At 70.0% G+C, this 20,338-nt stretch carries 23 protein-coding genes; 14 read left to right on the forward strand and 9 right to left on the reverse strand.

Going from position 1 to position 20,338, the window contains the following annotated elements:
* Positions 1-9: 9 nt before the first annotated feature.
* Entirely contained in the window at positions 10-1,263 is a 1,254-nt protein-coding gene (locus DAERI_RS18755) for an MFS transporter (protein ID WP_103130968.1), read from the reverse strand.
* Between the two features lie 72 nt (positions 1,264-1,335).
* Here DAERI_RS18755 and DAERI_RS18760 point away from each other — a divergent pair, with 72 nt between their 5' ends.
* Genes DAERI_RS18760 through DAERI_RS18770 form a run of 3 tightly spaced genes read left to right on the forward strand, consistent with a single transcriptional unit; the run spans position 1,336 to position 4,473 of the window.
* The gene (locus DAERI_RS18760) at positions 1,336-1,968 is read left to right on the forward strand and encodes an ArsR/SmtB family transcription factor (protein ID WP_103130969.1); all 633 of its coding nucleotides are present in this window, start codon (positions 1,336-1,338) and stop codon (positions 1,966-1,968) included.
* A gap of 58 nt (positions 1,969-2,026) precedes the next feature.
* Positions 2,027-3,046 carry a YpdA family putative bacillithiol disulfide reductase gene (locus tag DAERI_RS18765; RefSeq protein ID WP_165794290.1) on the forward strand — a complete coding sequence of 340 codons (1,020 nt, stop codon included), beginning with the start codon at positions 2,027-2,029 and terminating at the stop codon, positions 3,044-3,046.
* Positions 3,047-3,090: 44 nt separating this feature from the next.
* Positions 3,091-4,473 (forward strand): VanW family protein, encoded by a 1,383-nt coding sequence (locus DAERI_RS18770; RefSeq protein WP_103130971.1) that lies wholly within the window; start codon positions 3,091-3,093, stop codon positions 4,471-4,473.
* A 54-nt stretch (positions 4,474-4,527) separates the two neighbouring features.
* Here DAERI_RS18770 and DAERI_RS18775 read toward each other — a convergent pair whose 3' ends face one another.
* From DAERI_RS18775 to mnmG, 5 genes are all read right to left on the reverse strand, one after another.
* On the reverse strand, positions 4,528-5,373 hold the full coding sequence (locus DAERI_RS18775) for a ParB/RepB/Spo0J family partition protein (protein WP_103130972.1): 846 nt from the start codon (positions 5,371-5,373) through the stop codon (positions 4,528-4,530).
* Complete coding sequence (locus DAERI_RS18780) at positions 5,357-6,106, reverse strand: ParA family protein (RefSeq protein ID WP_103130973.1); 750 nt, start codon at positions 6,104-6,106, stop codon at positions 5,357-5,359. The genes DAERI_RS18775 and DAERI_RS18780 overlap by 17 nt, the downstream gene beginning before the upstream one ends.
* Positions 6,103-6,840 carry a 16S rRNA (guanine(527)-N(7))-methyltransferase RsmG gene (gene rsmG / locus DAERI_RS18785; RefSeq protein WP_201262790.1) on the reverse strand — a complete coding sequence of 246 codons (738 nt, stop codon included), beginning with the start codon at positions 6,838-6,840 and terminating at the stop codon, positions 6,103-6,105. The genes DAERI_RS18780 and rsmG overlap by 4 nt, the downstream gene beginning before the upstream one ends.
* Positions 6,837-7,064 carry a hypothetical protein gene (locus tag DAERI_RS22615; RefSeq protein ID WP_235610462.1) on the reverse strand — a complete coding sequence of 76 codons (228 nt, stop codon included), beginning with the start codon at positions 7,062-7,064 and terminating at the stop codon, positions 6,837-6,839. Before DAERI_RS22615 ends, rsmG begins: the two co-directional genes overlap by 4 nt.
* Positions 7,065-7,243: 179 nt before the next feature.
* Positions 7,244-9,052 (reverse strand): tRNA uridine-5-carboxymethylaminomethyl(34) synthesis enzyme MnmG, encoded by a 1,809-nt coding sequence (mnmG, locus tag DAERI_RS18790; RefSeq protein WP_103130975.1) that lies wholly within the window; start codon positions 9,050-9,052, stop codon positions 7,244-7,246.
* A gap of 244 nt (positions 9,053-9,296) precedes the next feature.
* On the opposite strand from mnmG, the gene DAERI_RS18795 reads away from it, so the two are divergent.
* From DAERI_RS18795 to DAERI_RS18840, 10 genes are all read left to right on the forward strand, one after another.
* Positions 9,297-10,406 carry a thiamine pyrophosphate-dependent dehydrogenase E1 component subunit alpha gene (locus DAERI_RS18795; protein WP_103130976.1) on the forward strand — a complete coding sequence of 370 codons (1,110 nt, stop codon included), beginning with the start codon at positions 9,297-9,299 and terminating at the stop codon, positions 10,404-10,406.
* Positions 10,403-11,425 carry an alpha-ketoacid dehydrogenase subunit beta gene (locus tag DAERI_RS18800; protein WP_103130977.1) on the forward strand — a complete coding sequence of 341 codons (1,023 nt, stop codon included), beginning with the start codon at positions 10,403-10,405 and terminating at the stop codon, positions 11,423-11,425. The genes DAERI_RS18795 and DAERI_RS18800 overlap by 4 nt, the downstream gene beginning before the upstream one ends.
* Before the next feature lie 10 nt (positions 11,426-11,435).
* Positions 11,436-11,669, forward strand: a complete 234-nt coding sequence (locus tag DAERI_RS18805; RefSeq protein WP_103130978.1) for a hypothetical protein — start codon at positions 11,436-11,438, stop codon at positions 11,667-11,669.
* Positions 11,670-11,697: 28 nt separating this feature from the next.
* Positions 11,698-13,269, forward strand: a complete 1,572-nt coding sequence (locus DAERI_RS18810) for a dihydrolipoamide acetyltransferase family protein (RefSeq protein WP_103130979.1) — start codon at positions 11,698-11,700, stop codon at positions 13,267-13,269.
* Positions 13,270-13,427: 158 nt separating this feature from the next.
* Positions 13,428-13,853: a hypothetical protein gene (locus tag DAERI_RS18815; protein WP_165794291.1), complete on the forward strand. Its 426-nt coding sequence runs from the start codon at positions 13,428-13,430 to the stop codon at positions 13,851-13,853.
* Positions 13,854-14,510: a response regulator transcription factor gene (locus DAERI_RS18820; RefSeq protein WP_103130981.1), complete on the forward strand. Its 657-nt coding sequence runs from the start codon at positions 13,854-13,856 to the stop codon at positions 14,508-14,510. It begins immediately after the preceding gene.
* Between the two features lie 94 nt (positions 14,511-14,604).
* Positions 14,605-15,969 carry a sensor histidine kinase gene (locus DAERI_RS18825; RefSeq protein WP_103130982.1) on the forward strand — a complete coding sequence of 455 codons (1,365 nt, stop codon included), beginning with the start codon at positions 14,605-14,607 and terminating at the stop codon, positions 15,967-15,969.
* Positions 15,970-16,045: 76 nt separating this feature from the next.
* Positions 16,046-17,122: a DNA-processing protein DprA gene (dprA, locus tag DAERI_RS18830; RefSeq protein ID WP_103130983.1), complete on the forward strand. Its 1,077-nt coding sequence runs from the start codon at positions 16,046-16,048 to the stop codon at positions 17,120-17,122.
* A 69-nt stretch (positions 17,123-17,191) separates the two neighbouring features.
* Entirely contained in the window at positions 17,192-17,446 is a 255-nt protein-coding gene (locus DAERI_RS18835; protein WP_103130984.1) for a hypothetical protein, read from the forward strand.
* A 32-nt stretch (positions 17,447-17,478) separates the two neighbouring features.
* Complete coding sequence (locus DAERI_RS18840; protein WP_103130985.1) at positions 17,479-17,754, forward strand: hypothetical protein; 276 nt, start codon at positions 17,479-17,481, stop codon at positions 17,752-17,754.
* A 23-nt stretch (positions 17,755-17,777) separates the two neighbouring features.
* Here DAERI_RS18840 and DAERI_RS18845 read toward each other — a convergent pair whose 3' ends face one another.
* From DAERI_RS18845 to DAERI_RS18855, 3 genes are all read right to left on the reverse strand, one after another.
* Positions 17,778-18,047, reverse strand: coding sequence for a hypothetical protein (locus DAERI_RS18845; RefSeq protein WP_103130986.1), 270 nt, complete (start codon positions 18,045-18,047; stop codon positions 17,778-17,780).
* Positions 18,048-18,173: 126 nt separating this feature from the next.
* The gene (locus DAERI_RS18850) at positions 18,174-18,974 is read right to left on the reverse strand and encodes a hypothetical protein (RefSeq protein WP_133162076.1); all 801 of its coding nucleotides are present in this window, start codon (positions 18,972-18,974) and stop codon (positions 18,174-18,176) included.
* A gap of 31 nt (positions 18,975-19,005) precedes the next feature.
* Positions 19,006-19,293, reverse strand: coding sequence for a hypothetical protein (locus DAERI_RS18855; protein WP_103130988.1), 288 nt, complete (start codon positions 19,291-19,293; stop codon positions 19,006-19,008).
* Between the two features lie 46 nt (positions 19,294-19,339).
* On the opposite strand from DAERI_RS18855, the gene DAERI_RS18860 reads away from it, so the two are divergent.
* The gene (locus DAERI_RS18860) at positions 19,340-20,335 is read left to right on the forward strand and encodes an SDR family oxidoreductase (protein ID WP_103130989.1); all 996 of its coding nucleotides are present in this window, start codon (positions 19,340-19,342) and stop codon (positions 20,333-20,335) included.
* Positions 20,336-20,338 lie beyond the last annotated feature (3 nt).

Raw genomic sequence — 20,338 nt, forward strand, 5'->3', positions numbered from 1 at the left:
GCCATGAGTCTAATCGGCGGCGGTGGTCACTTCCCGGGGAACGGCAGCGGCGGCGTGCAGGTCGGGAGCAACACGTTCCGACAGCGCCACCAGCGTCCAGGCGAACGCACCCGCCAGCATCAGGACCGAGGCCACCCCGAACCACAGGGCCAGGGCCACGCGGTCGAGCAGCGGCGAGAGGAGAAGGAGACTCAGTGGCATCCCCAGGGTGGACACCGTGCCCAGCACGCTGAAGACGCGGCCCAGGTACTCGGCGGGCACCATTCGCTGCATCAGGGTGTTCAGCGGCGTATTCAGGATGCCGAAGCCGAACCCCAGGATGACCGAGCAGACCAGAAGTACGGGCACGGTTGGCCTCAGCCACATCACCCCGTAGATCAGGGCGGTGAGTGCCAGCCCGGCGGCGGTCGCGCGGCGGGGCGGCAGGCGGTTCCCCAGTACAGCGATGAGGGCGCCGGAGAGGAGCATCCCCGCACTTTCCAGCGCGAGGAAGAGGCCGTAGCCCTTCGCGCCCGCCCCCAGCGTCTCCATCAGCTTGGGCGTGACGACCGTGACGGGCGCGAGGGTGGCGTTCAGCACCAGCCCGATAAAGGGCACGAGGGTCAGCACTCTTGATCGGCGCATCAGCCGCAGGCCGCTAGCCACATCTGCAAGGACGCTGGGACGGGGTCCGCTCGGCTGGGCTCGCCCCGGCAGCCGCACCGCCAGCAGCAGGGCCGCCATCACGAAGAAGCTCAGCCCGTCCACCACAATGGCGACGGGCGGCGAGAAGACCGAGACGATCCAGCCCCCGGCGAGGGTGCCGATGAGCCACGCCCCCTGCCCCACCCCGCCCAGCAGACCGTTCGCGCGGGCGAGTTCGGCGGGCGGCACGAGGCTGGGGACGGCGGCGCTTGACGCCGGGTTGGCGAAGATGCCCGCGAAGCCGGTCAGGAGGGCCGCCCCATTGACCACCCACAGCGGCACCTCTCCCCACGCCAGCGCCAGTCCGCCTACGACCAGCTGCAACACCCCGCGCGCCACGTCTGCCCCGATCAGGGGAAGCTTGAGGTTCACCCGGTCTACCAGCGCCCCGGCAAAGGGCATGAGCAAGTTGGGGGCCAGCGCGCAGGCGAGGGTCAGGGCCATCTGCCCCGCCGAACCCGTCTGGTGCAACACCAGGAAGCTCAGCGCGATGCTGGCGAGCGCCGAGCCGAGCTGGGACTGCCCCGAGGCGACCAGCCACAGGATGAAGCTGCGGTTCCAAAGGGTCTGCGGCGGCATAGCCCGAGTATGGGGAGGGGCTTCTCGAAGAGATATACGCCCTTTGGAGTAGGAGGCGTCTAAGCTGATCCCATGCCCGACGAGCCGGTGAGGGTGGCGAACAGCGCGCAGGCCGCCCTGCTGCTCGATGTGGGGCTGCGCCCGATGCTGGACCTGCTGATGCGGGCGCCGCATTCGGCCAGTGAGGTGGCGGCGAAGTTGGGACTGAACATCCAGCGCGCCCACTACCTCGCCCACAAGCTGGAACGGGCGGGCGTGGCAGAAGTCGTGGAGGTCCGGCCCAGAGCTGGCCGGGCGATCCGGTGTTACGCCGTCCTGCCCCGCTGGTTCATCCCCTACGAGGCGACGGGGGCCGAGACGCTGGAGGCGTTCATGTGCGCGCAAATCTTGCCCCGCATGGAGCGCTTCACGGGGTTGAGCGTGGGCCTTCTACGCGAACTCGGCGACCACTGGGGCTTCTGGCTGGAACAGGGGGAGGAGGGGAGCAGCCTCAGCATGGGGACGCCCACCCGCCGGGGTTACGAACTCTTTGCCGGGGACGAACCCTTTCTCCTGAACATCGGGGGCCTTCACCTCACCCGGGAGCAGGCGAGCGACCTCAAACGGCGGCTTGAATCGGTTCTGGAGGAGTTCCAGGCACAAGACAGCCCGCAGGCCCCCACCTACACCGTCGCCCTGATGCTCGCGCGCGGCGACGTGGGCTGAAGCACCCTCACGCATCGGCTCACCGTCCGTTTTGCGTCCGCCTGACACAATGCTCGGCATGAGTCAGATGTTCGACGTTGCCATCATTGGGGCGGGTCCGGTGGGCCTCGCCGCTGCCATCGCCTGCAAGCGGGCGGGCCTGAGCTACGTGGTGCTGGAGAAGGGCTGCGTGGTGAACGCCATCTTCGAGTACCCCACGTACATGACCTTTTTCACCACCGCGCCGGAGCTGGAGATCGGCAACCACCCGATGGTGACGGGTCACGACAAGCCCGACCGCCGCGACGCGCTGATGTACTACCGCCTGGTCACCCAGCGCGAGGACCTCAACGTGCGGCTCTATACCGAGGTCAAGCGGGTTCACCCGGCCCCGGCGGGCTTCACGCTGGAAGTCGAGGCACAGGACGGCACGCCGGGCGTGGTCGAGGCGCGTCGCGTGGTCGTGGCGACGGGCTACTACGACAACCCGGTGCATCTGGGCATCCCCGGCGAGGACAGCCCGAACGTCAGCCACTACTACACGGAGGCGCACCCCTTCCTGGGGCTGAACGTCACCGTGATCGGCGCGGGGAACTCCGCCGCCGATGCGGCCCTGGACCTGTGGCGCGGCGGGGCGAACGTCACGCTGGTGGTGCGGGCGCCCGAGCTGAAGTCCACGATCAAGTACTGGGTGCGGCCCGACCTGGAAAACCGCATCAAGGAGGGCAGTATCTCCGCGCACTTTGGCTCGCAGGTGGTGGAGATTCACCCGGAACATGTCCTCGTGCAGCGGGCGGACGGGACGACCTGGGAGCTGCCCACCCACTTCACCTTCGCGCTGACGGGGTATCGCCCCGACCTCTCCTTCCTGGACGGGATGGACCTCGCCACCCAGCCGGACGAGTGCCTGGTCCTCGACGAGCATTACCAGAGCAGCGTGCCGGGCCTCTTCGTGGTGGGCTCGGCGGGCTTCGCGGGCCGGACGAATCAGGTGTTCATCGAGAATGGGCGGCACCACGCGGTGGCGGCGGTGGCGGAGATCGAGCGGCAACTGGCGGCTGTGCGCGAATTGGCCCCTCTCCCCTCCCCTATCCTGTGAAGAACCGTCATCTTTCGAAAAAGAGGGCGTGGAATACTGCCCGCATGGCCCCCTCCCGCAAGAGTGCCGCCCTGCTGCTGAGTGTGCTGCTGGGGACGGCGTTCGCCCAGGTCGAGATTCCGGCCCTGCCCCTTCCCCCGCAGGTGCCCACGCCCGGCCCGGCCCCCACGCCGACCCCCGAGCCCGCTCCGGCCCCGCCCCCTCAGCCGGATCCGGAGCCCACTCCCCCTCCTGCCGAGACGCCTGGACCCGTCCCGGTTCCTCCCCAGGAGACGCCCGCTCCGGCGCCGCAAAAGCCCGTCACCCCGCCGCCTCCCGCCAAATCCGTCAAGACGGCCCCGCTGCCGCTGCTCATCACCGTGCAGGCGAACTGGCCCGCGCTGGTGGACGGCAAGAAGACGACGGTGCCCTTCTCGCAGACCCTGACCCTGCCGGGCGAGCGGGCAGCGCAACTCCGGCAGCGCGGCGTCATCACCCCGAGCCTCGACGCCGACCTGAAGAAATTCCTGGCGAGCCTGCCGCGCGAGGCGCGGGACGCCCGCTTCGAGAACCGCTGGGAGGAAGGTTGGGCGGTCGTGCAGCGCAATGGCCTGAAGGTGGACGAGGCGAAGACCCGGGCGAACATCCTCGCCGCCCTCAAGAACCCGAAGGGAGTCAAGGCCGCCGTCGTCGTGATGGGGCAGGTCGCGCCGAAGCGCACGCTGGACTTCTTCCTCTCGCGCGGCATCACCGACCACCTGGGCACGGGCGAGACGAACTACTACGGCAGCAGCGCTGCCCGTATGACGAACATCCATGTGGGCACCCGCAACTTCCAGGACCGGCTGTTTACGGGCAAGACCTTCTCCTTTAACGAATTCATCGGCCCGGTCACCACTCGCGCGGGCTACGTGGTGGGGCTGGTCATCGCTGGGGAGCGCACGGCGAACGGCGTGGGCGGGGGCATCTGCCAGGTCAGCACGACCGCGTTCCGGGCCCTGTACGGGGCGGGCCTGCCCGTCGCCGAGCGGCGCAACCACTCCTACCAGGTGCATTACTACGACCCGCAGGGCCTGGACGCCACCGTCTTCCAGCCCTCCCAGGACCTGAAGTTCGCCAACGACACGGGGGGCGCCCTGTGGTTTCAGGCCGACTGGAACGACGAAGAGGCCCGGCTGAGCATCAGTGTATTCGGCAGGCCGCGGAACTTCACGGTGGAGCTGGACGAACCCAGGACCCTCAGCACCACGCCCTCCCCCGCTGACCGGATCATCCGCGACGCCAGCCTGCCCGCCGGGCAGCGCAAGCAGGTGGACTGGGCGGCCCCCGGCGCGGTGATCGAGGTCACCCGGCGCTTCGTGCGGGACGGCAAGACCTTCAAGCAGGACACCCTGAAGAGCAGCTACCGCCCCTGGCCGAACATCTTCCTGGTCGGCACGCGCGGGTAAGCGTCAAAGGGGAGAGGGGGAGCCACAGTGGTCTCCCCCTCTCCCCTTTTCGCCCTACTCCTCGGTCGCGTAGCCCAGCAGGTCGAGGATGCGGTCGAGTTCCTCGCGCGAGGCGTAGCTCAGCTCCACCCGGCCCTTGTCCTCGCCCGTGATACGGACCCTCGTGCCCGTGCGGCGGCTGAGGTCGAGTTCGACCTGGCGGTAGGGGCGCGGCGGGTTGACGGGGATGGGGGCGGAGGTGCGGGCCTCGCGCTTCAGGGCCTCGGCCTCGCGGACGTTGAGGCGCCGGGTGCGGATCTGGTCGAGCGCCCAGGCCCGGTCCCCCTCCGGCTGGGCGAGGATGGCGCGGGCGTGTCCGGCGCTGATCTCCCCGTGTTCCAGCGCGCGAAGCGCGGGTTCGGGCAACGTGAGGAGCCGCAGCGCGTTGGAGATCGTGGAGCGGCCCTTGCCGACCGCCTGCGCCACGCCCTCCTGGTTGAGTCCCTGGTCGAGGAGCGCCTGGTACGCCCGCGCCTCCTCCAGCGGCCCCAGGTCCTCGCGCTGGAGGTTCTCGATGATCGCGATTTCCAACGCCTCACGGTCGGCCAGGTCGCGGATGAGGGCGGGCACCTCGGTCAGCCCGGCGAGCTGCGCGGCTCGCCAGCGCCGCTCCCCCGCCACGATCTCGAAGTCCTCGCCGCGCGGGCGCACGAGGAGGGGTTGCAGCACCCCCTTCTCGCGGATGCTCTGGGCAAGTTCGGCCAGCCCCTCCGGCTCGAAGACCTGCCGGGGCTGGTACGCCGCCTGCACGATGCGCGTCACCTGGATGGACTGGATGGCCGGACCCGCCGGGGTTTCCGCCGTCTGCGGGCGGCTGAGCAGGGCGTCCAGCCCGCGTCCCAGGCTAGATTTTTTCGACACGCTGCATCACCTCCTCGCTCAGGCGCTTGTACGCCGCCGCGCCGCTCGACAGGGGCGCAAAGGCGTTGATGGGCTTGGCGAAGCTGGGCGCCTCGGAAAGCCGGACGTTGCGCGGCACCACCGACCAGAACACCAGTTCCCCGAAATGCTGCCGCACCATCGTCTCGACCTCCTGCGCCAGGTTCGTCCGCCCATCGAACATGGTGATCGCCACGCCGAGCACCTTCAGGCGGGGATTGAGGCCGCCCTGCACCCGCTCCACCGTCTCCATCAGCCCGGCGAGGCCCTCCAGCGCGAAGTATTCCGCCTGGAGGGGGATCAGCAGGGCGTCGGAGGCGGCCAGGACATTGACGGTCAGCGGCCCCAGGCTGGGCGGCGCGTCGATGAGGACGATGTCGTAGCCCTGCACGCTGGCGAGGAGCCGCGCGAGGGCATCCGGGTCGTCGGCGAGTTCCACGCCCGCTCCGGCGAGGTCGGGGGTGGCGGGCAACACGTCCAGCCCCGGCTGCGAGGTGGCCTGCACGAACTCGGCCACCCGGCCTGGCTCGCCCAGCGCCTCGTAGAGCCCCTGCCCCGCGCCGCGCAGGCCCAGCCCGCTGGTGGCGTTCGCCTGGGGGTCCATGTCGATGAGGAGGACCCGGCGTCCCCCCGCCGCCAGGTATGCGGCGAGGTTGATGGCGGTCGTCGTCTTCCCCACCCCGCCCTTCTGATTCACGACTCCGAGGGTCTTCACGTCGCCCGCCAGAATAACGGCTTGCGGCCCGGTACGCCCTCCCGCCGGGGGTAGCGGTCGGGGGTGGGGCTGGTCTTCTCGACCACGACCAGGGTGCGGGCATCCCCGGCGACCGGCAGCGTGAAGGGCTCCACGCCCCGCACCTCGCCCCCCACCTCGGCGGCGGCCCGCCTTCCGGCCTCCAGTTCCTCCGGCGCGATCGGCCCCTTCTGCGCCACGAGCAGTCCACCTCCCCGCAGGAACGGCAGCGCGAGTTCGGCCAGGACGGGGAGTGCCGCGACGGCCCGCGTCACCACCCGGTCGTAGGTTTCACGCTGTCCCAGTTCCCGCCCCAGGGTCTCGGCGCGTCCGACAAGCGGGTGGACATTTTCCAGCCCGAGGGCCTGCGCCGCCCGGCCCACGAACTCCACCTTCTTGCGCGTCGCGTCCATGGGAACGAGCTGGAGGTCAGGCCGCACCAACGCGAGCGGGAGGGCGGGGAACCCGGCGCCCGTGCCCAGGTCGAGGACCCGCAGTCCCCCCTCCAACCAGCCGCCACGCAGGCAGGTCAGCGAGTCCACGAAGTGCTTGAGCACGATGTCCCGCTCGTCATGAAGGGCGGTGAGGTTCATCTGGGCGGAGGCTTCCCGCAGGAGGGCGAGCAGCCGGGCGAACCCCTCCACCTGTCCGGCGTCCAATTCCAGCCCCAGTTCCGACGCGCCCTCCACCAGCAGGGTCTGGCCTTCCGGCGTCACAGCCCGTACTTCACTTTCATCGCCTGATACCGCTCGAACACATGCTCGTCGATCTCCCCCAGCGGCAGGGCGTCCAGCAGCGGCACCAGCCGCTCGCGCAACACGTCGCCCCGCGCCATCCATTGAAAGTAGCTCCGCCCACCGTGGTGGTACGGCCCGTAAAGCCGCGAGCCGGGGCACCACGCGAGGAGCCGCCCGAACAGCCGCTCATGCCGAAGGTGCATCCTCACCGTCACCTGGGGCTGTTTGCCATCACCCCCGAAATGTCCCTCGCCGATCAGGACGCCTAGCAGAACGCCAGTTTCAAATGCTGAAGGCTCCAAGACTCTCCTCCTGTTTCACCGTCAAGTTTCTCGTGAAACGGGAGGGGCGTCAAGGCGGGAGAGACCCTATTGTTTCACCGTTAGGTTTCCCGTGAAACGGTTGTGCCCCTACGCAGGTGGACGAGCAGGGCGCTGATGTCGGCATGCCGAACACCGGGGACGCGGGCAGCTTGGGCAACAGTAGCGGGTTTCGCCCGGCCCAGCTTCTCGCGCGCCTCGTTCGAGAGGGCCGTGATCCCGGCAAAATCCACCCCGAGAAGACTCAGCCCGCGCGCCTTGTCCTCCGAGGCCAACTGACGCTCGGCCCGCTCGATGTATCCCGCATACTTCACCCGAATCGTTAAGGCTTCCCGCTCGTCCGCCGATAAGTCGGGGAGGTTGAGACCCAACGCCTCCACGTCTTCCAGCGTAAACTCCGGCCGTCGCAGCCAAACGTCGCCGGGTTGCCCCTGAAGACGCTGCGTTTGCAGAGAACGCATGCCTTCACCAACCCGCCGATATTTTTCGGCCACGGCCTGTCGCCTGAACTGGTCTACGAGGCCCAACTCAAACCCCAGCTCAGTCAGCCGCTCGTCGGCGTTGTCCTGCCGCACCACCAGGCGGTGTTCCACCCGGCTGGTCATCATCCGGTAGGGTTCGTCGCTCCCCTTGAAAACCAAGTCGTCGAGGAGAACGCCCAGGTATCCCGTTTCACGTGAAATCCGAACCTGCTCCAGCCCCTGGGCGCGGCGGGCGGCGGCAGTCCCCGCCACCAGGCCCTGGGCCGCCGCCTCCTCGTAGCCGCTGGTGCCGTTGATCTGCCCGGCGGTGAACACTCCCGGCAACAAGCGGGACTCCAGATTGAGGGTCAGCTCCGTGGAATCCACCACGTCGTACTCCACGGCATAGGCGTACCGCTGAATTACCGCCGCCTCGAACCCGGGAAGCGTGCGGACAAGTTGGTCCTGGAGCGCGGGCGGCAGGCTGGAGCTGAAGCCCTGGAGGTACACCTCGCTCGTCTGCACCCCGTCGGGTTCCACGAACAGCAGGTGGCGGTCGTGGTGGGCGAAGCGCACAACCTTGTCCTCGATGCTGGGGCAATACCGTGGCCCCAGTCCCTCAATGTCCCCGGCGTACATGGGCGACTCGTGCAGATTCTCCTGAATCAGGCGGTGCGTCTCGGGCGTGGTGTGCGTCTGCCAGGTTGGGGATTCGGTCGCGCGGGGGCCGGGCCGACCCGTGAACCCGCGCGGCTGGGGATCGGCGGGAATCTCCAGGAGATCGGCGAAGCGCACCGAATCCGCACGCACCCGGGGTGGTGTGCCGGTCTTGTACCGCTTGAGGACGTGCCCACCCCGGGCCAATGCCTCACTTAGAAACCGCGAAGGTGGCTCGCCCTGACGGCCCTCGGGGCGCGAGTGGCGGCCATACCAGGTGACGCCACGCATGAAGGTCCCGGCAGCGACGACCACACTCCGGGTATGCAGGCGGCGTCCGTCGGTGGTGACCACGAACCAACCCCCATTGCCATCCGGCTCCAGGTCTGCCGCCTCGCCCCGCACCACGTCGATCTCCGGGTGGCCCAGAATCACGTCCTGCGCCCGTTCAGCGTAGGCGTCACGCTCGTTCTGCACCCGCAAGGACTGCACGGCGGGACCCTTGCTGGCGTTCAGCACCCGGGTATGGATGGCCGTGTCATCGGCCAGACGCCCCATCAATCCGCCCAACGCCTGCACCTCAAACACCAGTTGGCTCTTGCCAGGGCCGCCCACCGCCGGGTTACAGGGCATCCGGCCAATGGTCGCGGGGTTTCCAACCAGCAGCGCCGTGCGGGCAAACTTGGCGGCGGCCCAAGCGGCTTCCAAGCCCGCATGACCCCCACCGATGACGATCACATTCCAGCCGCTCATCTCAGCCGGAAGTGTACCAATGGGGGAGGGGCCGCTACTCCGTTCAGGGTCACGGTGGGAAGGACGCCGCTGCATACGCGCTCACCCTGTCCCACATCCTTCCCGGAGGCAAAGGCACGGGAACAGAGCCGCACCCCGCCGCACCGGTTGGCCGAGCGGCTAGAATGCCTAACGAGCGTTAGCCAGATAGTCAGGCAGCGGCTGCCTCCCGGCAGGGTGCTGCCTCCCGCTCAGGAGGCCCCTCATGATTCAGCCGTTCACATCTGACCCCCTGCGGTGGGTCGCGGAAGACGGCCTTCCAATCCGGGAACTGCCCGACCGGTTCACCCCCGCGGTGTTGCGCGACCTGCACCGCGAGATGGTGCGGGCGCGGGAGTTCGACAAGAAACTCGTCACCCTGCTTCGGCAGGGCCGCACCACCTTCTACGCCCAGTCGAGCGGCATGGAGGCCACCCAGGTCGGCCTGGCCCGCTCCATCCGGGTCGGGCACGACTGGGTGTGGCCGTACTACCGCGACCACGCGCTCGGCCTGGCGATGGGTGTGCCGCTCCTCGACCTGATCAGCCAGTGCCTGGGCACCAACTCGGACCTCTGCCGGGGCCGCCAGATGCCCCACCACTTCGCGGCCCAGCGGCAGAACTTCGTGTCCATCAGCTCCTCCATCGCCTCGCAGGTGCCGCCCGCCGCGGGCAACGCGATGGCGCAGAAGTACCTCGGCGTGGACGAGATCACCGTCTGCACCTTCGGCGACGGCGCGACGAGCGAGGGCGACTGGCACGCGGGGATGAACATGGCGGGCGCGGCCGGGGCGCCGTGCCTCTTCGTCTGCGAGAACAACCAGTGGGCGATCAGCACCAACCTGCGGGCCCAGACGGCGAGCGAGACCATCCATATCAAGGCGAAGGCCTACGGGATGCCGGGCTACTACGTGGACGGCAACGATGTCGTGGCCGTCATGGAGGTCGTCTCTCACGTGGCCGAAGGGGTCCGCGCCGGGAACGGCCCGGCCCTGGTCGAGTGCCTGACCTACCGGGTGGGCTCGCACTCCAACGCCGACGCGGACGCCGAGAAGAACTACCGCACCCGCGAGGAGGTGAACGCCTGGCTCGCCCGCGACCCGATCACCCGGGTGGAACGGCTGCTCGACCACCTGGGCGAGCCCGTGAGCGCCGAGGAACGCGCCGACCTGATTAGCGCCGTTCACCGCGAGGTGGACGAGGCGGTGCTGAGGGCCGAGGCGACCGGGCAACCCGACTGGCGCATCATGTTCGAGGACGTGTACGCCGACACGCCCGTTCACCTGCGCGAGCAGGCCGCCTTCCTCCGCAATGAACAGGAAGGGGTGGGGGCATGACGGCGACCCAGCCCAAACCGAGCACCACGACCGGAGCAGGGGAGACGCGCATCCTCACGCTGATCCAGGCGATCAACGAGGCGATGGCAGAGGAACTCGCCCGTGACGAGCGCGTGGTGGTCTTCGGCGAGGACGTGGGGGCGCGCGGCGGCGTGTTCCTGGCGACCGCCGGGCTCCAGGAGAGGTTCGGCCCCCGGCGGGTCTTCGACACCCCGCTCTCCGAGGCGAGCATCGTGGGCGCGGCGGTCGGCATGGCGGTGCGTGGCCTGCGGCCCATCGCCGAGATCCAGTTCGCGGACTACATGGGGCCGGGGTTCGACCAGATCATCAGCCAGGCGGCCAAGATTCGCTACCGCTCGGGCGGGCAGTTCACGGCGCCGCTCGTGATCCGCACCCCCTCGGGCGGCGGCGTGAAGGGCGGGCACCACCACAGCCAGAGCCCGGAGAGCTACTTCTGCCACACACCGGGCCTCAAGGTCGTGATGCCGTCTACCCCCTACGACGCCAAGGGGCTGCTCAAGGCCGCCGTGCGCGGGGGCGACCCGGTGATCTACTTCGAGCCCAAGCGGCTCTACCGGGCGGCCAAGGGCGAGGTGCCCGCGCAGGACTACACGGTCGAGATCGGCCAGGGCGCGGTCCGGCGGGAAGGCACCGACCTGACGATCATCGGCTACGGCGGCGTGATGCCCGACGCGGAGAAGGCGGCTCAGGCCCTCGCCGCCGAGGGCGTGCAGGCCGAGGTGATCGACCTGCGGTCGCTCGTGCCCTGGGACCGCGACCTCGTCCTCACCAGCGTCGCCAAGACGGGGCGGGCCGTCCTGGTCAGCGAGGCGCCGCGCACCGCCAACTTCATGAGCGAGGTGGCGTACACGGTTCAGGAGGAGCTGTTCGACTCGCTCCTCGCCCCCGTCCTGCAGGTCGCGGGCTTCGACACGCCGTACCCCTACGTGCAGGACAAGGTGTACCTGCCCGGCCCCAACCGCATCGCGGCGGCCTGCGTGCGGGCGCTGAACTACTGACCCCCACCCGATGAAGCCCGACCTCCTGCGCCCCCTGCTCGGCATCCTCGGCCTCGCCATCGGCTTCGGCGTGTACCCCCTCGCGGAGAGTGCGCCGCAGCCCTGGCCGCACGTGCTGATCGGCGGCATGTTCGTGGCGCTGGGGCTGGCCGCCTGGTTCTACGCGCGTGGTGAACGCTGGATTCAGGCCCTCGGTGTGCTGCTGATGCTGTACGGCGTGGCCCGGATGCTGTTCCTGCGCTGATATTCAACTTCCCAGACGAGGTTTTCCCATGAAAGAAGTGCTGCTGCCCGAACTCGCCGAGAGTGTGGTCGAGGGCGAAATCCTGAAGTGGCTGGTGCAGGAGGGCGAGACGGTCGCCCTGGAACAGCCCCTGTGCGAAGTGATGACGGACAAGGTGACGGTGGAGCTGCCCAGCCCCTACGCGGGCGTGCTGGAGCGTCGCCTGGCGAACGAGGGTGACGTGGTTGCCGTTCACGCCCCCATCGCCGTGATCGCCGAAGCAGGCGCGACAAGTGGGGGAGGGGAGAGGGCGAATCAGACCACCTCGGCCGCCCCCGGCGTCACCCAGGCCATCCAGGAAACCTTCGAGAATCCCGAAACCACCGAGGCCCCCCTGCCCATTCAGGCCGCCGAGGAGCGCGAACAGGTCGGCGGCAGCATCGTGGAGGCGGGGCACACGGCCGCGAGGGGCGACGACGACGCGAGCCTCTTCAAGGCCTTCGCGTCGGACGAGACGGTGCGGCTCCAGGGGCTGGAGAACCGCAGCGGCAGCGGCGCGCCGGGGACCTACACGGGCGGCACGGGGAGCATCCTCAACCGGACGCAGACGCCCTCGGGCCGGACGGACGGGCGGGTCCTCGCCGTGCCCGCCGCGCGCAAGCTCGCCCGGGAACTCGGGGTGGACCTCGCGGGCGTGCAGGGCAGCGGCCCCAACGGGCGCGTGCGGGTGGACGACGTGACGGCCCACGCCCAGGGCCAGCAGGCGCAGTCCAGCGCTCCAGCACAGGCGGTCCCGTCTCCCGCTCCCCAGCCCGCCCCGGCGGCCCCCACGCCTCAGCCTGCCCCCTCGGCCAAGGGCACGGGCGGCATGCCCGTCGCGCCCGTGCAGTACCGCACGCCGAAGGGCTACGAGCACCTGGAGGACCGGGTGCCCCTGCGCGGGATGCGCCGCGCGATCTCCAACCAGATGCAGGCCAGCCACCTCTACACCGTCCGCACCCTGACCGTGGACGAGGTCAACCTGACGAGGCTCGTCGAGTTCCGCTCACGTGTGAAGGACGAGGCGCAGGCGGCGGGCGTGAAGCTCTCCTACCTGCCCTTCATCTTCAAGGCGGTGGCCGCCGCGCTCCGCAAGTATCCCAGCCTCAACTCCTCCTTCGACGAGGCGACGGGCGAGATCGTCATGAAGCGCTACTTCAACATCGGCATGGCGGTGGCGACCGACGCGGGCCTCACGGTGCCGGTCCTGCGGGACGTGAACCAGAAGAGCATCCTCGAGCTGGCGCGGCAGGTTTCGGACCTCGCCTCGCGCGCTCAGGCCGGGAAGCTCACGCCGGACGAGCTGGCGGGCAGCACCTTCTCGGTCACGAACATCGGCTCCATCGGGGCGCTGTTCTCCTTCCCGATCATCAACGTGCCCGACGCGGCCATTTTGGGCGTCCACTCCATCCAGAAGCGGCCCATCGTGAATGAGCGCGACGAGATCGTAGTGGCGCACATGATGTACCTCTCGCTGAGCTTCGACCACCGCCTGGTGGACGGGGCCGAGGCCGCGCGCTTCTGCAAGGAAGTGATCCGGCTGCTGGAGAACCCCGACCGGCTGATGCTGGAAGCGATGTAGGAGCACTCAGCGATCAGCAGTCAGCGAGGTACTGAAGGCTGACTGCTGATCGCTTCTTATCCCCCGGGTCATGGGGCCGTCAGCTTGACCCGCTAGTGTACCTGCTGACGGGACCCGGGCTCCCCTGCCCGCCCGCCGATTGGATTACAGTGACCGTGATGAACCGCGCCCTCGCCCTGCTGACGCTGCTCGCCCTCGCCACCCCGGCGCAGGCCCTGAAGCTGATCGTCTGGGACCGCGAACTCCAGACCAAGCTGGGGTACGGCGAGACGAGCGGGGACCGGATGGTGGTCCAGCTCGTGCGGGACTACAGCGGCCCAGTCTACGTCCTGTTCTCCCGCGACGACGACGAAAAGGCCCAGGGGCTGTATCCCAGCCTGAAAGGCCGTTATGACGGCGCCCTCAAGGGCGGACAACTGACCCTGGACGCACCCAACGGGACCGTGACCCTGGCCCGCTTCCTGACGGGTCTCGGGCTGACCCTGCAATCGCAGGCGGCGGGACAGGCCCTGAGCCTGCCCGGGCTGCGCGCGGTGCCGGAAAAAGCCAAGCTGACTGAGCCCAAAGACCAAGGAGACCGCTGAATGCTGGCACAGATTCTGGTGGTGGAGGACGATCCCCACCTCGGACCACTGCTCAAGGAGTACCTGTCGGCCGACTACCTCGTGGAGCACGCCTCCACCCTCAAGGAGGCGCAGGCGTGGCTGGGGACCCACTCGCCGCAACGCCTGCTCGACCTGAACCTGCCCGACGGGGACGGGCTGGACCTCGTGCAGGCGTTGCGGCAGTATTCCAGCACGCCGGTCCTGGTGCTGTCGGCCAGAAGTGGCGTGCAGGAACGGGTGGCGGGCCTCAACGCGGGCGCGGACGACTACCTCACCAAGCCCTTCGCCATGCCGGAACTCGACGCACGGATCACGGCCCTGCTGCGCCGCACGGCGGCCGGGACGGGCGTGAACCTGGGCAACACCAGCCTCTCGACGAGCAGCCTGCTCCTCACGGTGAACGACAAGAACGTGAACCTCACCGAGCATGAGGCGCGCATCCTGGAACTCATGATGCGGACACCCGAGCGGGTCTTCTCGCGGGCGGACATCGAGTCGCACCTGTACGGCTGGGAGACGCCCAACAGCAACTCGGTCGAGGTGCGGATTTCGCAGCTTCGCAAGAAGCTGGAGCAGGCCGCCTCCGACCTGCGGATCCGCACCATCCGCAATGTCGGGTATGTCCTGCAAACCTGACCTCTTCCCCCTACACTCCGCCTATGCCCGCCTCCACGACCCATCCCGCGCCCTGCCGCCGGGGTGGGCCGCAGCCTTCTGAGGGGAAGGGCGCTTGACCCGGCCCGCCCCCCTCAGGAGCGCGCGGGTGGCCTGGCGCCACAGCCTGCGTTTCCGGCTGGCGCTGGTGTACACCCTCGTCGCCCTGGCCCTGATTACCGTGATCGGGCTGGGCGTGATGACCCTGCTGCTGCGGCAGATGGACGCGCAGTTCCAGACCCGGCTGGACGAGCGCGCCGACACCCTGGCGGAGGCGTGGCTGGGCGGTCAGCAGGGCCTGGGGAAAACGCCGGGCGGCGCGGGCACCTACACGATGATCGTGGACGAGGACGGGCAGGTGCTCGCCGCCACCCCCAGCCTGCGGCAGTACGAGAAGGCCCCCTTCCCCTTCGAGGGCCAGCGGACGGTGCAGCTCGGGGGGTCCTCCGCCCGCACCGCCACCCGCAAGCTGGGGGGCTTCGGGACCCTGTGGGTGGCGCTGCCGGAGGACGACCTGGTGGCCGCCCGCCAGAGCGCGACGAACGCGCTGCTCCTCGCGCTGCTCGTCACCCCGGTCCTGATGCTGGTCGTGGGGTGGGGGGTGGGCCGCCGGGCGCTCGCGGGCCTGGGGGAGGCCGCCGACCTCGCCGACCACATCGACCCCACCCGCAGCGTCGCCACGCTGCCCCTCCCGGCGCGCGAGGACGAGGTTCACCGCCTGCTCGCGGCCCTCAACCGCCTGCTCGTCCGCATCGAGGCGGTGCAGGCGCGCGAGAAGCAACTGCTGGGGCAGATCGTCCACGAGCTCGGCGCCCCGCTGACAGTCCTCAAGGCCAGCCTCGCGCGGGCCGCCGACCGCACCCGCGACCCCGAGGTGGTGCGCGCCGCCCTCGTGACGGACGAACTCACCTTCACCACCCAGGACCTGATGCAACTCGCTCGGGGACACCTGGAGATGAAGGTGGCTTGGCACTTCATCCCGGCGTCGGCGCTGCGCGGGCGACTCGACCGGCTGGTGCCGGGCACCTCTTTTGCCGGGGACTGGGGCGGGATGCTGCTGTGCGACCCCGACCGGCTGACCCAGGCCCTCCGCAACCTGCTCGCCAACGCCCGCCGCGCCGCCGGGCCGGAGGGGACGGTCAGCCTGACCCTGGAGGAAACCGCCGACCACGTCACCTTCACCGTGCGCGACAGCGGCCCCGGCCTGCCCCCGGAACTCGGCGAGCGGATCTTCGAGCCCTTCGTGAGCGGCAGCGGCTCCAGCGGCCTGGGCCTGAGCGTGGCCCGGCAGATCGCCGCGCTGCACGGCGGCACCCTGACGGCCGGAAATGCCCCGGGCGGCGGGGCCCAGTTCGTCCTCACCCTCCCCGGCGTGGCCCTGGGCGACGAGGAGGACGAGGAGCCCGCCGGGCAACCGGGGACGGCCCTCTCCGCCCCGTAGGCCCGCTTCCGGGCCTGCCGGGGGCACATCACGAAAATCCCCGGAGCCTGGACCGGACCCCCGTTATCCTGGCGCGGTGACCCCCACCCTCGACCGCACGGAACTCCACGCGCTGCTCACCCTGCGCTTCACCCCCCATCTGGGTCCGCGGCGCACCGAGCACCTGCGGCGACACTTCGGGAGTGCGGGGGCGGCCCTGAGCGCCCCCCTGACGGCCCTGCGCGATGTGCCGGGCCTCGATGCCCGGTCGGTGGCGGGGGTCGGGACCGCGGGGCCCCGCGAGCAGGCGGAGGCGGAACTCGCCAAGGCGGCCCGGGAGGGGGTGACGCTGCTGGGGCGGGGGTTGGAGGGTTATCCCGACGCGCTGGAGGCCCTGGGGGACCCGCCCGCGGTCCTGTGGGTACGGGGCGACCTCCCCGAGTTCCCGGTCGTGCCGCGCGCCGTGGGCATCGTGGGCACGCGCGGCGCCAGCCCGCACGCCCTGGGCCTGACGCGCCGACTCGCTGCCGACCTGGCGCGGGCGGGGGTCACGGTCGTCAGCGGGCTCGCGCGGGGCGTGGACACTGCCGCGCACGAGGCGAGCGTGGACGCCGGGGGGATCAGCGTGGCGGTGCTGGGCAGCGCGGTGAACATGATCTACCCCAGTGAAAACGCGGGCCTGGCCCGCCGCCTCACCCTGGTCAGCGAGTACCCGCTGGACACCGGCCCCGCGCAACACCACTTTCCCACCCGTAACCGCATCATCGCGGCCCTCTCCAGCGCGACAGTGGTGGTGGAGGGCGAGCTCAAAAGCGGCTCGCTGATCACCGCCACCCATGCCCTGGAGTGCGGGCGCACCGTCTTCGCGGTGCCGGGCCGGGCGGGGGACCCCCGCGCCGCCGGGCCCCACCGCCTGCTGCGCGAGGGGGCCGTGCTGACCGAGACGGCGGGGGACATCCTGGACGAGCTGGGGTGGGGGGACGCGCCCGCCGCGCCCCTCCCCGACCTCCCGCCCGAGCAGGCCCGCGTCCACGCCGCGCTGACCACGCCCGCGACGCTCGACGACCTGCAAGGCGCGACCGGCCTCGCGCTGCCCGACCTCCAGACCGCCCTGGTGATGCTGCAACTGATGGGCCTGGCGGAGGAGGTCGGCGGGCGCTGGGCGAGGCGGTAGGCACAAGCTAAAGAGCACGCCGCGCCCCTCCTCACGCGGCCCGGCCTCCCGCCCCGCTACGGTTGGCCCATGGACAGGGACTTCACGATGGTGCTGCCCGGGGGCCGCGTTCCGGCCCGCTTCGTCACCCTGGAGGACGGGACTCCCGGGGTCGAGGTGGAGGGGGTACGCTTTCCCCACGTCACCGACGAGGTGCCCCACGGCATCCGGGGAAACGGTGACGATCAGCGCCGGGTGCTGGACGGCCTGCGCGGGCGCTTCAGGATCACGTCCGACTCCCCGATCCTCGCCTTCGAGGTGGGGGAGGAAGGTTCCGGCCACTGAGCCCCGTGCCCTCCAAGAGGGGAGAGGAGCCCATGCCCCTGACCGATGCTGAGGCGAAGGTCCTCCGCGGGATGCGGGAGGGTGCCGAACTCGCCCTCCACCTGCGCCAGACCGGGCGCGGCCCGTACTACACGCTGGGGGGAAGAAGGCTCAGCGTCGTCACCTTCAAAGCGTTGGAGGGCCGAAAGCTGATCGCCCGGGAGAGCGGTGGGCAGACGAAAGCCGTCTACACCCTGACCCGGGCCGGGGAGGAGGCGCTGGCCGACTGGGAGGCCACCCGGGCGCCTAACCGCCTTCTGTTGCCGTAAGCCGTTCGGGCAGGGCCAGCGCCTCAAAGGTCGCTGGTGCCCGTCACTCCCCCTGTATCACCGGAGACTAGGCCCTCGCCACTCTCGGCCTCAGCCGCTCCGCCCTCCTGCCCAGGACTTTCCCCGCTGCCGTCCGCATTCCCGGACACGTCGTAGGTTTCGGGCGGGGCCCCCGCGGCAGAGACACCGTCGATGCTCCCGGCCTCTCCCGGCACTCCCGCCTGATCGGGCGTGTCCTCGGTGATCCCGCTCATGCCACCCGTGGCGGCGCCGCCGTCGTCATTGCCTGTCATGTTCCCTCCTCTGGCTCAGCCTCCACAGCTTAGGAAGTGCGAAGCCGGACGATGGCGGGAGGGATAGGGGACTTCGAGCCTGACGCGCGACCGGGAACTTGCTGAACGCAAAGGGCAGCCAGGGGGTCAGCGCGGCCATATTGTCAGGGGGAGGAGCGCGCCCCGCTCCGTTTTCAAAAGGTACTTGCCCGCGGGGGGCGCCTTGACCCGCAAGGCCAGCCCCGGAAACTCCCGCGCCTCTCCTGGCTGGAGGACGATCAGCATCAATTCGTCAGTGCAAATGGGAATTGACTCCCCCGGCTCCTCGGGCAACGGCTGCCCCCGGGAGGTCAGCACCCGAAGGGGCAAAAACCCACTACAGCCGTACGCAAAGGCAGCGGGACGGTCCAGCGTGTTTCTGACCTGCACCCGCAGCAGGCCTTCCAGCGGCTTCCCAGCCGTGATCTGGCCGCGCACCAGCAGTTTTTCCTCGAACTGCGGCTTCTCCTCCCGAGCGACGAGCAGGGCGCGTGGCACGCCCCATTCCCGCGCCAGCTCGTCCAGGTATGATCGGGGCGAGTCCACCACGACCCGGTTCAGCCCAAAGTCCACCACAGGCTGTGCGGAGGGCTGCTTTGCCGCGATCCGCCGCACGGCCTCCACCAGCGTCCGGGCACTGTAGCGGGCCGGGATGGCAACTGGCAGGGCTGGGAGGTTGAACGTCTCCCTTACGGCCACTGCCGCCTGCGCGGCCAGATTCGGGAACACAAGGAGGGGCACCGCGCGGGAATGTCCGTTCTGCCGCGGCTGGAGGACGAACCCCGCGAACCCAGGCACACGAGCCTGAATGTCGAGGAGAAGCTTCCATTCCGGCCCGTTGCTCGCCACCAGCATCGACGTTTCCGCCCCGGCGGGCGCAAGCAGACTGAGCAGGAGAGCGCACGCCACCCCCCGCCAGTGTCGCGTGCGGGAGGAGTGTTCAGCCATGCTGCGGCCCATAGTCCTTTTCCACGTCCACCCGCGGGGGGCCGGGCAGCGTCACACCTTCCCGGGTCTCATCGAGCAGGTCCGGGAGCGGCGTCCGCAGGCCCACCCGGAGGGCCCCCTCCTGCCCGGAAACCCCGTCCAGACCGGGATCGAGGGTCAGGCCCCAGCCGCCACCGGGCCAGTCCACCCGGACCTCCAACGTTTCCCCCCGGGCCAGCGCGGCGACCTCCAGATCGTCGAGCCGAACGCGGACCTTCCCCGACGTGAACCGCACCTTCATGTGCCCCACTCTAGGCGCGCCGTCCGGTCACGTGGGATGCTGCGGCATGACCGGGAAAAAATTGAACGTGCTCGTGCTGGGCGGAACGCAGTTTGTGGGGCGGCACATCGTGGAGGCGCTGCTGGCGGAGGGGCACCGGGTCGCCGTGCTCACCCGTGGCCGCACCCCCGACGAGCTGCCCCAGACGGTCGAGCGCCTGAAGGGGGACCGCGACGAGGGCGCGGCGGGCCTGGCGGCGCTGGAGGGCCGCACCTGGGACGCCTGCGTGGACGTGAGCGGCTACACGCCGAGGCAGGTGCGCGCGAGTGCTGAAGAGCTGCGGGATCGGGTGGGGCGCTACGTCTTCGTCAGCACCGTGAGCGTCTACGCCGAGCAAGGCCGCCACCCCATTCGGGAGGACGACCCCCTGCTGCCCGAGGCCGCCGAGGACGTGACCGAGGTGACGGGCGAGACGTACGGCCCCCTCAAGGTGACCTGCGAGCGAATCGTGGGGGAGGTCTTCGGCGAGCGCGCGACCATCCTGCGCCCGCAGATCGTGGCGGGGCCATACGACCCCACCGGGCGCTACACGTACTGGGTGGACCGGGTGGCGGCGGGTGGGGACTTCCTCGCCCCCGGCGACGGCTCCGACTTCATCCAGGTCATCGACGCCCGCGACCTCGCGCGCTTCACGGTCAGGGTGCTGGAGGAGGATATCCCCGGCGTCTTCAACCTCGCGGGTCCCCGGCTGAGCTGGCGGGAGTTCCTGAACCTGGCGCGGGAGGCGACGGGATCGGACGCCCACGCGGTCTGGGTGGACGAGGCGACGCTGGAGGCGCAGGGCGTGGGCTGGCGCGAGTTGCCCGCCTGGGTTCCGGCGGGAGGCGAGCAGGGCGGGCTGATGGACGTGAGCAGCGAGCGGGCGCGGGCGGCGGGCCTGACCCACACCGACCCCCTGACGACGGCCCGGGACACCCGCATGTGGAGCGCAAACACGCCGCAAAAGCTCTTCCTGACCCCCGGGCGGGAGGCGGAGGTGCTGGCCTCCACCCGCCGGGGCTGAGTC

The sequence above is a fragment of the Deinococcus aerius genome (assembly GCF_002897375.1).
Classification (GTDB): Bacteria; Deinococcota; Deinococci; order Deinococcales; family Deinococcaceae; genus Deinococcus; species Deinococcus aerius.